The organism is Vibrio cholerae ATCC 14035, assembly GCF_000621645.1.
Lineage (GTDB): Bacteria > Pseudomonadota > Gammaproteobacteria > Enterobacterales > Vibrionaceae > Vibrio > Vibrio cholerae.
Map to the genome: position 1 here is coordinate 175,286 of NZ_KK211322.1, position 12,170 is coordinate 187,455.

Annotated in this window: 10 protein-coding genes; 6 read left to right on the plus strand and 4 right to left on the minus strand. The window is 47.4% G+C overall.

All coding sequences use genetic code 11. The annotated features are described in order from the left end of the window. Positions 1 to 93: 93 nt before the first annotated feature. Positions 94 to 1,365 carry an ATP-dependent RNA helicase SrmB gene (gene srmB, locus T411_RS0116480; RefSeq protein WP_000597952.1) on the minus strand — a complete coding sequence of 424 codons (1,272 nt, stop codon included), beginning with the start codon at positions 1,363 to 1,365 and terminating at the stop codon, positions 94 to 96. A gap of 87 nt (positions 1,366 to 1,452) precedes the next feature. Continuing rightward, entirely contained in the window at positions 1,453 to 2,175 is a 723-nt protein-coding gene (locus tag T411_RS0116485; protein WP_000856165.1) for a tRNA1(Val) (adenine(37)-N6)-methyltransferase, read from the minus strand. Positions 2,176 to 2,483: 308 nt separating this feature from the next. Between T411_RS0116485 and brnQ the strand changes: the two genes are divergently transcribed. The 5 genes from brnQ to T411_RS0116510 all read left to right on the plus strand — a co-directional run bounded on the left by brnQ (position 2,484) and on the right by T411_RS0116510 (position 9,065). Continuing rightward, entirely contained in the window at positions 2,484 to 3,797 is a 1,314-nt protein-coding gene (gene brnQ, locus T411_RS0116490) for a branched-chain amino acid transport system II carrier protein (RefSeq protein WP_000815022.1), read from the plus strand. 169 nt (positions 3,798 to 3,966) lie between these two features. Continuing rightward, positions 3,967 to 5,065, plus strand: a protein-coding gene (gene prfB, locus T411_RS0116495) for a peptide chain release factor 2 (RefSeq protein ID WP_010895430.1) whose coding sequence is annotated in 2 segments (ribosomal slippage) — positions 3,967 to 4,041 and positions 4,043 to 5,065 — 1,098 coding nt in all. Because the reading frame shifts where the segments join, the coding sequence is not laid out codon by codon here. A gap of 30 nt (positions 5,066 to 5,095) precedes the next feature. Beyond that, complete coding sequence (lysS, locus tag T411_RS0116500; RefSeq protein WP_000128764.1) at positions 5,096 to 6,628, plus strand: lysine--tRNA ligase; 1,533 nt, start codon at positions 5,096 to 5,098, stop codon at positions 6,626 to 6,628. 273 nt (positions 6,629 to 6,901) lie between these two features. Further along, entirely contained in the window at positions 6,902 to 8,236 is a 1,335-nt protein-coding gene (gene vpsR, locus T411_RS0116505; protein WP_000107102.1) for a cyclic-di-GMP-binding transcriptional regulator VpsR, read from the plus strand. A 577-nt stretch (positions 8,237 to 8,813) separates the two neighbouring features. Next, entirely contained in the window at positions 8,814 to 9,065 is a 252-nt protein-coding gene (locus T411_RS0116510) for a hypothetical protein (RefSeq protein WP_001249919.1), read from the plus strand. Positions 9,066 to 9,102: 37 nt separating this feature from the next. On the opposite strand, the gene T411_RS0116515 is transcribed toward T411_RS0116510, so the two are convergent. Together T411_RS0116515 and mutH are read right to left on the minus strand one after the other, a co-directional pair. Then, positions 9,103 to 10,137 carry an NADP(H)-dependent aldo-keto reductase gene (locus T411_RS0116515; protein WP_001200439.1) on the minus strand — a complete coding sequence of 345 codons (1,035 nt, stop codon included), beginning with the start codon at positions 10,135 to 10,137 and terminating at the stop codon, positions 9,103 to 9,105. Positions 10,138 to 10,353: 216 nt separating this feature from the next. Continuing rightward, on the minus strand, positions 10,354 to 11,019 hold the full coding sequence (gene mutH / locus T411_RS0116520; protein ID WP_000801224.1) for a DNA mismatch repair endonuclease MutH: 666 nt from the start codon (positions 11,017 to 11,019) through the stop codon (positions 10,354 to 10,356). 630 nt (positions 11,020 to 11,649) lie between these two features. Between mutH and rppH the strand changes: the two genes are divergently transcribed. Then, the gene (rppH, locus tag T411_RS0116525) at positions 11,650 to 12,168 is read left to right on the plus strand and encodes an RNA pyrophosphohydrolase (protein WP_001911254.1); all 519 of its coding nucleotides are present in this window, start codon (positions 11,650 to 11,652) and stop codon (positions 12,166 to 12,168) included. Positions 12,169 to 12,170: the final 2 nt, after the last annotated feature.

Sequence of the window (12,170 nt, forward strand, 5' to 3'; positions counted from 1 at the left end):
AACGTGCGCTGAATATGGTGCGCGTTGAGCTAAGCCAATAAAAAAGCCGATGAAAATGCATCGGCTTTTTCGTAACTGGATTACCTATCTTGTTTAGGCTTTGGTCGCGGCTTTCTTCTTGGTCGCTTTTGCTTTTGGCTTGCTGGTGGTTTTCTTTTTCACCGCGCCTTTGTCTGCGGTTTTCTTGCTGTCTTTTTTCTTTTTCTTAAACACAGGCTTTTTGTGCTTAGGGCGTAAACCATCAATAAAGCGCTCTTTAACTTCTTCTTTGATGTAACGTTCAACACGCGCCATCATCGGCTGGTCGTGCGCTTCAACCAGTGAAATAGCAATACCTTTTTTCCCTGCACGTCCGGTGCGACCAATACGGTGTAGGTAAACGTCAGCACTGCGTGGCAAGTCAAAGTTGATCACATGGCTGATGTCTGGCACATCAATACCACGCGCCGCCACATCGGTAGCCAGCAGAATATTGACATCGCCTTCACGGAAACGGCTGATCGCATTGTTACGGCGATCTTGCGGCATTTCACCTTGAATCCAAGCACAAGGGATCTGGGCTTTCTCCAGCTCAGCACGCAGGTCTGCGAGACGCTCACGAGTTTTCAAAAACACGATAGAACGTTCAGCTTGCTCGGTCAGGATCTTTTTCAGCAGTTCCACTTTGTGAGGCATATCATCGGCGCGGTGGTACCACTGCGAAATTTTCTTACGCTCACGACGGGGTGGCTCGGCATCGACATGGGCGGGATCTTTTAACAGATCGGCAGTAAAGCCTTCCACACCGCGGCCTTCTAAAGTCGCAGAGAAGAGCAGTGTCTGTTTACGCCAGCGACACTCGGTTGAAAGGCGGTCAACGGTTGGGCCAAAGCCCATATCCAGCATGCGGTCCGCTTCATCGAGGATCAGCCACTCAATCGCACGACAATCAAAGCGCTCGGCGTCAATGTATTCCAGCAGACGTCCTGGTGTGGCGACCACGATATCTTGAGTCGTGGCCAGAATATCGGCGTGCTCTTGGTACTGAACACCACCGGTAATGGTGAAAATGTTCAGACGAGTATTTTTGGCCAGCGCTTGTGCTTGTTCAGCCACTTGCATCGCCAGTTCACGAGTCGGAGTGAGGATCAAAATCCGCGCAGGACCCGCTTTACGGCGTGGGAAATCGAGCAAATATTGCAGCGCTGGGATCACGAAAGCCGCCGTTTTACCCGTGCCTGTTGGGGCTGAGGCTAAGACATCGCGACCATCCAGTGCTTGCGGGATTGCTTCAGCCTGAACTTGGGTTGGGCGGCTAAAGCCCATTTCTTCGATCGCTTCAAGCAAAATTGGATCGAGTTCGAGGTCGGCAAAGGTTTTAATCACAAATAATTACTCCACAAGCGTTGAAAGGCTCTGTCTTAAAACAGGGCGCACATTATAGATGGATCACGCTTTAGATCACATCTTTAATTACGACATCTTCAGATAAAAATCGCGAGTTAACTGGCAAAACGCCTCACTGTAACCCTGCTGCTCACGGATCACCAGTCTTGTCTCTACTGGTAAACAAGGGGATAGGTGCAGCTCAAATAATAGACGATGCACAGGTTTTTCCGTGGTTGGTTGAACCTGACAATAGCGCCCCACAAAGAGTCCAGCTTGTTTGGCTAGGACGATGAAATCTTCACCTTCCGCTTTAGGCAGAATAAAACTCGCTACGCCATCGGGTTCGAGGAGCTGAGGTATGCGCTCAATCAAGGCTTGGTGCTGCAAGCTAATGGTGTGGCGTGCCGTCGCTCTGACTTGGTGTTGAGCGGTTTCTCCGCTGTTGAAATAAGGAGGATTACAAATGATTGCGGCAAAGCGTTTGCTGGGCTGCCAGTGCAGAATATCGGCATGTTGGCATTCGATGCGTTCAGCCCAGGGACTCTGCTGGCGATTGTGCTCTGCCGCTTGATACGCACTTTGCTCAATATCCAAAGCGGTGATGTGGGCATGAGGGAAGCGCTGCGCGCACATTAAACTCAAAAGCCCTGTACCACAGCCAATATCTAAAATCGTCGTTGGAGAGAGGCTAAATGCCCAGCTACCGAGTAAAACGCCATCGGTACTGATTGGCATGCCGCATGTGCCTTCTTCTATAGAGAATTGTTTAAAGCGAAAGCTTTTATTGATTAATTTATTGGTTTTCATCGAGATTCTAGGTCAAACCAGAGTTAAGCGAAAAGCTCTCTTCTGAAGATGGTTAATAATATTTTATTCTGTTGATTGGTGAAAAAATGAGCTTATAAAGTAGGTCGTAATTCTGCATTTTTACAGTCAGCTAGCATATGACACTGCATAAATGTTGTGATTATAAATTATTGTTGTGTTTTTTGCTTTGCGGTTGCGAAATACAAGCGCATTCGTCATTATTCGGCCATAAGCCGCTTGGTATCACATTTTTCTAAGCAGCGAAATGCATACACAACATTCATTACTTTAATAAATAAGGGTTATCTGTGAAGCAGACGTTAAAACTAGCAGATATTTTAGCTTTGGGCTTTATGCTGTTCGCCTTCTTCTTAGGCGCAGGCAATATCATTTTTCCACCTCTCGCTGGCCAGTTGGCGGGTGAGAACATTACTCCTGCCATGTTCGGCTTTTTGCTGACCGCTGTGGGTTTGCCGCTGATCACTATCATCGCGATTGCCGTTGCGGGTGGTAGCTGGGAGCATCTCACCAAAGATCTGCCTGTAAAAGCTTCTGTGCTGATGGCAGCACTGATTCTGATCGTCATTGGTCCTGCATTTGCAGCTCCTCGTACGGGTCTGGTGGCTTACGAAATGGCAGTAAAACCATTTTTTGCAGAGAGCACTCAATCTTATCTCACGCTTTTCTCTGTGCTGTTTTTTGCAGTTGCGATGTTCTTCTCATGGTCGCAAGGCAAACTGGTTGATTTGATTGGTAAACTGCTGACACCAGCGCTCTTTATCGGTCTGATTATCCTTGCTCTGGGCGTGTTCATGAACCCACAAGGTGAGATGATTGCTGCGCAAGGTGAGTACCTAAGCCAACCTCTGACCAAAGGCTTCTTGGAAGGCTATAACACCATGGATACTTTCGCATCGTTGATGTTTGGTATCTTGATTGTCGATGCACTGCGTAGCAAAGGGATTACCGATCGTGCGGCGACTACCCGTTATCTGATCACTTCAGCGGTGATTGCGGCAATTGGTTTGGCGTTGGTTTACGGCTCGCTCTTCTATCTTGGTGCAACCAGCTCAAGTGTGGCGGCGGGGGCCAACAACGGCGGCGCGATTTTAAGCCAATATGTACAAGCTCTCTTTGGTAGCTACGGTCAGTTGGTTCTCTCGGTTATCGTTATGCTGGCTTGTTTGACCACGGCGGTTGGCTTGATTTCAGCGTGTTCTGATTTCTTCAGCAAACACACGTCGCTATCTTACAAACAGTGGGTAGTGATTAATGGTGTAGCGTGTGGTGTTGTGGCGAACGTTGGTTTGGCACAGCTCATCACACTCTCGATTCCTGTACTGTTTGCTCTGTACCCTGTGGCGATTGCTCTGGTCGCATTGACTTTCGTGCGTCACAAACTGCCAAACCCACGGGTAGCATACCGTGCTGTGCTGTCCGTTTCTCTGCTGGTGGCGTTACTGGATGCGGCAAAAGTTGCGGGCTTTGATGTTTCTGCGTTCAGCTTCCTACCTTTCTTTGAGTACGGTATGGGCTGGTTGCTACCGACTTGTGCTGCGATGATCTGCATGTTCTTTATTCCTTCAGCATCATCCCCTGTTCTAGAAGAAGAGCTAGCATAACGCTCTTCAATAGCAGATTAAGCGGGAGCCTTGGCTTCCGCTTTTTTATACGGATCTTTTGCGGTTTATTCTGTTTCCTAAGGCGGGATAACGTATTTTTTCCTGTATCTTCATCACATTTTTCAGTAGAATTCCGCGGTTAATTTCTATTCATAACCCGTAAGCCAACATGTTTGAAATCAATCCTATTAAAAACCGCCTGCAGGATGTGTCTGAACGCACAAATATCCTGAGGGGGTATCTTTGACTATGACGCCAAGAAAGAGCGTCTTGAAGAAGTCAATGCCGAATTAGAACAACCTGATGTCTGGACCCAACCTGAGCGTGCGCAAGCCCTCGGTAAAGAGCGTTCAGCACTTGAAGCGGTTGTGGATACCATCGATCAACTGGATCGTGGTGTCGATGATGTCGAAGGTCTACTAGAACTGGCCATCGAAGCGGAAGATCAAGAAACGTTTGATGAAATTGGTCCTGAATTGGATGAGCTAGAAGCGAAGCTTGAACAGCTCGAATTCCGCCGCATGTTCTCTGGCGATCACGATTCTTCCGATTGCTACCTTGACCTACAAGCCGGCTCTGGCGGTACAGAAGCGCAAGATTGGACGTCGATGCTGCTGCGCATGTACTTGCGCTGGGCAGATGCTAAAGGCTTTAAAACCGAAGTGATTGAAGTGTCGGAAGGCGACGTAGCAGGATTGAAATCTGCGACAGTGCGTATCATTGGTGATTACGCTTATGGTTGGCTACGTACTGAAACCGGTGTACACCGTCTAGTGCGTAAATCACCGTTCGATTCAGGTGGCCGCCGTCATACGTCGTTTGCTTCGGCGTTTATCTACCCTGAAGTAGATGAAAACATAGATATCGAAATTAACCCTGCCGATCTGCGTATAGACGTGTATCGTGCTTCTGGTGCCGGTGGTCAGCACGTTAACACCACCGAATCGGCGGTACGTATCACTCACGTACCGACCAATACGGTCGTGCAGTGTCAAAACGATCGCTCACAGCACAAAAACAAAGACCAAGCGATGAAGCAACTTCGCGCCAAACTGTTTGAATTGGAGCTGCAAAAGCAGAACGCCGAGAAACAGGCTAACGAAGATGCTAAATCCGACATTGGTTGGGGTAGCCAAATCCGTTCTTACGTGTTGGATGATTCACGAATCAAGGATTTACGTACAGGTATTGAAAACCGCAACACGCAAGCGGTACTCGATGGTGACTTAGACAAATTTATCGAAGCTAGCCTGAAATCAGGCCTGTAAGCTTTTTACCGACAAACAAGGTACATGCAAATGACTGATGCTGTTCAAAACGAGATTAATCAAGAGCAAATCGCGCAAGAAGAAAACAAACTGATTGCAGAGCGTCGCAGCAAGTTGGATCACATCCGCAAGAACTGTAAAGCAAACGGGCACCCAAACTCGTTCCGTCGCGACAGCCTAGCGGGTGATCTGCAGAAGAAGTTCGGTGAAAAGAGTAAGGAAGAACTGGAAGCGCTCAATCACGTGGTGTCTATCGCTGGTCGTGTGATGGCAAAACGTGGCCCATTCTTGGTGATTCAAGAAACCTCTGGCCGCATTCAGGCTTATGCATCGAAAGAAGTGCAACAAGAGCTGAAAGACAAATACCAAGGTTTGGATATCGGTGACATCATCGGTGTGCAAGGTGCCCTGCACAAATCCGGTAAAGGCGATTTGTACGTCAACATGGAGCAATTCCAACTGCTGACCAAAGCACTGCGCCCGCTGCCAGAGAAATTCCACGGTCTGACTGACCAAGAAATGCGTTACCGCCAGCGTTACGTTGACCTGATCGTCAACGAAAACTCTCGCAACGCTTTCATTGTACGTTCTAAGGTGATGTCAGCCATTCGTAACTTCATGATCTCAAAACAGTTCATGGAAGTGGAAACGCCGATGATGCACGTGATCCCTGGTGGTGCGAGTGCGCGCCCATTCATCACGCACCACAACGCGCTCGACATGCCGATGTACCTGCGTATCGCGCCTGAGCTGTACCTGAAGCGTCTGGTTGTCGGTGGTTTTGATCGTGTATTCGAAATCAACCGTAACTTCCGTAACGAAGGTCTTTCTCCACGTCACAACCCAGAATTCACCATGATGGAATTCTATATGGCGTACGCGGACTACAAAGATCTGATGGATCTGACGGAAGAGCTGCTCAGCTCTGTGGCGTTAGAAGTTCTCGGTTCAACCTCCATGCCTTACGGTGAGCATACCGTTGAATTTGGTGGTAAATACGCGCGTATGAGCATGTTTGATGCGATCAAGCACTACAACCCAAATCACGCGCAGATCCAAGCTCTGACCGAAGAAGACATCCAAAACCGTGACCTAATGGTTTCTATCGCGAAATCCGTTCACGTTGATGTGGAGCCTTTCTGGACCTGTGGTCAGCTTCTCGAAGAGATCTTTGGTGAAACGGCTGAGCCGAAACTGATGCAGCCAACTTTCATCACTGGCTACCCAGCAGATATCTCTCCACTGGCACGTCGTAGCGATGACAACCCGTTCTTCACTGACCGCTTTGAGTTCTTCATCGGTGGCCGTGAAGTGGCAAACGGCTTCTCAGAGCTGAACGATGCTGAAGACCAAGATGCGCGTTTCAAAGCCCAAGTGGAAGCGAAAGAGTCTGGTGATGATGAAGCCATGTTCTATGATGCCGACTACATTACCGCTTTAGAGCACGGCTTACCGCCAACAGCGGGTCAAGGTATTGGTATTGATCGTCTGGTTATGCTCCTGACCAATACTCACACTATCCGTGATGTGATTTTGTTCCCAGCGATGCGCCCTCAGCAATAATCACTGTAGATTGATTAAAAAGCCGCTCTATTGAGCGGCTTTTTTTATTTCCTCAAGAAATAATCGTGCCAAGTCGGTGCAATGTAAGTCATTCTTTTTACTGAATTATGACTTTCTCCCATAAGTTGATTAGAAAAATGGGCATTTGTTGGCTAGTCTTATCTGTGAGACAGATTCTAGTGCAAAGTCTCGCTAATGTAACGTCCGTAACCATGTAGTGGGTGCGAATAGAATAATCCGCATCGTAACAATAAAAATAAGGAATATAGGTTCATGAGCACTCAATTCCGTATGGATTCAGTACCTGGCTCTCTTGTTGTGGTGGGAGGTACCTATGAACCCTGGCTGGCTGTGTTGGAAAAAGTGGGTTGGCGCTGTACTCAAGTAGCAGATTTGCGCAAAGCCGATGCGTTATTTGTCGAGACTGGGCCATGTATTGGTATTGTGGATTTAAGCCATGATGAATTTAGCCTTAACGGGATTGCGAATTTGGTGAGTAGCCATAAGCAAGTCCGTTGGCTGGCGTTCATTCGTGAGGCGCAGCTCAGTTCAGATACCATTTGCCAATTTATCGTTAACTTCTGTATCGACTTTTTTACTGCGCCGATCCCTGATGCTCAGTTGTTGAGCACGATTGGTCACCAACTTGGCATGCTGAAGTTGGAAAAGAAAGTGTGGCCACATTTTGGCTCGGCCGGCAACATGGGCTTGATTGGGGAATCTATGCCTATGAAGCGTTTGCGCGATCAGATCAAACGCATTGGCCCGACCGATGTCAGTATTTTGATCTATGGCGAAAGTGGTACTGGGAAAGAAACGGTGGCTAAGGCGATTCACAAAACATCGTCGCGTGCGCAAAAACCTTTCATTTCAGTTAATTGCCGAGCTATGTCAGAAAAGCGCCTTGAAAGCGAGCTGTTTGGTCTTGGCGAAACGGAGGAAGGTCAACAACCCTTTTTGCTGCAAGCGGATGGTGGCACACTGCTGCTAAACGATATTTTGACCTTGCCTAAAAGCCAACAGTTGAACCTACTGCGTTTCTTACAAGAAGGGACTGTGGAGACGCGCCAAGGGGTTCGTGCAGTCGATGTGCGTATTTTGGCCGCCAATTCGTCAGACATCGAAAAAGCGCTGATCGATGGTGATTTTAACGAAGAGTTGTACCACTACATTAACGTATTGCGGATTAATGTGCCTAGTTTGAAAGAGCGCGCATCGGATATCGTGCTACTGGCTAAACACTTTTTGCAAGAATACTCCAAAGAGTACAACGCTCAGGCGCGTAGCTTCTCTGATGATGCCGTACGTGGGTTAACTCGCTACCATTGGCCGGGTAATGTGCGTGAGCTGATGAACCAGATCAAGCGTGTGGTATTAATGTCAGATACTGTGGTGCTGGATGAATCTCAGCTCGATCTTCCCAAGCGCAGCGATGGCCGTCGCAGCCTGAAAAGCATTCGGGAACGCTCCGAGCGTGATGCACTGTTGCTGGTGTTGGAGTCGCACTCTGGGCAAGTTTCAACGGCAGCCAAAGAGCTGGGAGTATCGCGTGCAACCATGTATCGCTTACTGAATAAACACAACTTGATCACCGATGAAAACTTCTAAGTTTTGCTGATTTACCTTGTACTCATGTTCAGCCACTTGGTTAAGTGGCTGAATTTTTTGTAGTACAGACTGTTTTTGGGACGCCTTTCTACAGCGAATTTCAGTGTTATGGCTTATTCCGAGTATCAATCTTTGGATGCATATAGCGCCTTGTGTTTATTCCTTGGCTGAATATGTTATTCATAAACGCGATAAAAACTCTGACTTAGCGAAAAACGCTGTTTTTTCGAGCGTGTGTAATAAGATGTTGAATATTGTTACCTGAGTTGTTTAGAATTTAATCGTAAGTTTCACTTACTCAATATCACCTTTCTTTTGGATTAATTGACTTTGCTTGGAGGCGCATCATGGCACATTTCGTATCTGCATCATTGCTTTGCGCTTCTGATCTTGATTCAACCCAAACCGCACTCCGAGATTTTCCCGTGTGCGCAATGGGCAATGATTTGAGCAAAGATCACTGAATTAATCCGTAACCTCTTATTAGGCTGCGGAAAATGGCAGCTGAGTAGGAGTGTCTTCTGACTTTTCCCTTTCGATCGTCATTTTCCCCAGCAAAACCACTGGAGAAAATACCATGCGTCAATCTATTTACTTACAATTAGCTGTGTTACTGGTTCGTGCTGAGCTGCGCCGTGAGGAGCGAGTGTGGAAGCGTAAAGTGCGCAGAAGTAGTTACCATCTACCTTGGAATAATCCGCATTTGTTGCGTGATATTGGCTTGGAAACGGATGGTCGTCCAATCGGCTTGAGTTTACCGGATGCTGTTGTCGCGGAACGCCGTGTGAGACATATTCGCCGAGTGCTAGCTGCGCGAATACCGACGTAATGCTAAGGGGCTGGTCTGTGCACCAGCCCCCACATCACTAAGGACAGGGATTGGAATAAGTGGTTCCAATCTCCTGAATTTTTTGCAGAAGTTCTGCATTTAATGAAATATCCAAACTATCCAAATTCGATTTTAACTGCTCCATCGTTGTGGCTCCGATAATATTCGAGGCCACAAATGGGCGCTGATTAACAAACGCTAGTGCCATTTGCGCAGGATCGAGCCCAAATTGCTGGGCTAATGCGACATAGGCTTCTGTTGCAAGAATGCCTTGTTCTGTAAAGTAGCGTGAGAAGCGTTGATGCAGTGTACAACGCGCACCCGCAGGACGAGCACCATTGAGATATTTACCACTTAAAGCACCGAAGGCGAGTGGCGAGTAAGCGAGTAGCTTAACGCCCTCCAGATGACTTATTTCGGCAAGTCCCACCTCAAAACTGCGGTTGAGCAGATTATAAGGGTTCTGGATCGAGACAATTCTTGGCAGTTCATGTTTTTCTGCAAGACGCAGGTAGCTCATCACTCCCCACGGCGTTTCATTAGAAACTCCGATATAACGCACTTTACCCATGCGCACCAAATCATTGAGCGCTTCCAGTGTTTCAATCAGCGTTACTTCTTCTTGCTTGTCTGGATAAGGGTAGTTGAGCTGACCGAAAGTATTGGTTTGGCGCTGCGGCCAGTGAAGTTGATACAGGTCGATATAATCCGTTTGCAGACGACGTAGGCTATCATCGACCGCTTGATGGATATTGCGATGATCGAGCGCCATTTTGTCGCGAATGTAAGGCACATTGCGTGGACCAGCGACTTTGGTGGCGAGCACGATTTTCTCTCGCTTACCGGATTTAGTCAGCCAATTGCCAATAAACTCTTCGGTTTTACCTTGTATTTGTGCCGTTGGCGGAACCGGATACATCTCCGCCGTATCGATAAAATTCACTCCACGCTCAAGAGCATAATCGAGCTGTTGAAAGGCATCAGCTTGCGAATTCTGTTCACCAAACGTCATGGTACCTAAACAGATCTTGCTGATTTCGAGGCTGGAATGAGGCAGCTTGGTATATTGCATAACACTTCCTTGTCTTAGAGCCAAAGAACGAATGATATTCCCTTGTATTGGAAGTTGAAGCCGAGTGATGGCGGCGACTTCGTTACATTCGGAATAAGAAAAATCACAGAGGTTTGCGCTGTCGCCACAAATAGAACCCAGTCACGAGGGAGACAGTTTTTTCACTATAAGCGAGTCACGACACTGCGAAAACAAAAAAGATCGTTGTGAAGATAACTAGGCGTAATAGCGCTGCAGAATTTGCGCAGTAAATTGGGTACGCAGATAAAAACCACGTGGCAGGGTTTTGATTGGGCGTCCATTGGCTCCATAGGCTTCAGTGAGCGCTCGACCATTGGCGGCTTTAGGGCGCAGTTGCAGCACTTCACCGTGTTTAGCGGTAATTTGTGCTACTTTACCTAGCACAATCAATTCCATTAACTCTTCCCAGTCCGCTTTGAGCTGCGCTTCCTCTTCGGGAGAAGGGCTCCATAGCAAAGGATAGCCCACACAGCGCTCAGCGAGCGGGATCTCGCGCTCACCTTGTACCGGGATCCAGAGCACCTTAGAGAGCTTATTGCGCACATGACTTTGCTCCCATGTTAAGCCATGAACTCCGGTGAGTGGGGCGACGCAAACGAAAGTGGTCTCCAACGGTTTTCCGGTGTAACTGATGGGAATGCTCTTTAACTCAATCCCAAGATGTTCAAAATCTTGTTGTGGACGACTGCCTGCTGTCGCCCCTAAGTGCCATTCCAGTAACTGGCCTACCCAGCCTTTGTCTTTACGCAGATCTGGCGGTACGGTCATGCCTGCTTCATCGGCGAGTTCAGCAAAACTCAGCCCTGCAATTTGTTGGGCTCGCGTGAGTAATTCTTGTTGAGTCGTCGGTGCTGGTTTCATAAAGGCTTTCGGTTTGGATAATCACAGTAGGGATTGTACTGATTTTGCTTGCGCTTGCCATGGATGAACGATTTTTGATACTTGAAATGAGATTAAGAGGTCTATTGATGAGGTTATCCACAGCTTTATTTTGTTGGCTTGAGAGTAGGCTAAGGTATGGATCAATAAACAGTACCCAGAGAGGGCCTACTGAGATTGGATTGATGCTTCTCTCGACGATTGAGCACCCACAAAGGTGTAAGGATGAGGAATTGATGGATCTTTAACCTTCTGGTGAGGATCTTTATGTGGTCTGGTAGGTTAAGTTTCTGATTATGGAATGATTTGACTTAACCTTTTGTTTTTCAGTTGTTTTTTGTTGTTTTTCTTTCTGGTGGTCAGATTGGTCATTGTTGATAAATGCCTTTTTTTACACAGCCCCCAAGTTTCTTCACACGGTTATTCACAGAAAACGTGAATAAATGCGCGGTATGTCTCATAAAATTGTTGATAACTTAGATCTGGCACAGAACTTATCCTTTTTTATCCCATTTACTAATAAATATCGGGCTAATCACAATAGTAAGTTTGCTCCGCTTGGGGATATGTGGAAAAATCAACGCAATTAAAGAATTTACTAGAGGTTTGCCAGTGATCGATGGCGATGGTTACCGGCTAAATGTCGGGATTGTGATTTGTAACAACCATGGTCAGGTTTTCTGGGCGAAACGATACGGGCAACATTCATGGCAGTTCCCTCAGGGGGGAATCGATGATGGAGAATCTCCAGAGCAAGCCATGTTCCGTGAGCTATACGAAGAGGTTGGGTTAACCAAAAAAGACGTCAAAGTGATTGCAACCAGTCGTCATTGGCTGCGTTATAAGTTACCAAAGCGTTTGGTGCGTTGGGATTCTCAACCTGTCTGTATCGGACAAAAACAGAAATGGTTCTTGCTGCGTTTGGAATGTGATGAGTCGAAAATCAACATGCAACGTGGCAGTTCCCCTGAGTTTGATGGTTGGCGCTGGGTAAGCTACTGGTATCCGGTTAGGCAAGTGGTGTCGTTTAAGCGTGATGTTTATCGCCGCGCAATGAAAGAGTTCGCCTCATTAGCGATGCCATTTAAAGAACGGAAAGTGAAGGGCAAACGCAACACTCACAGAGGTTAAGC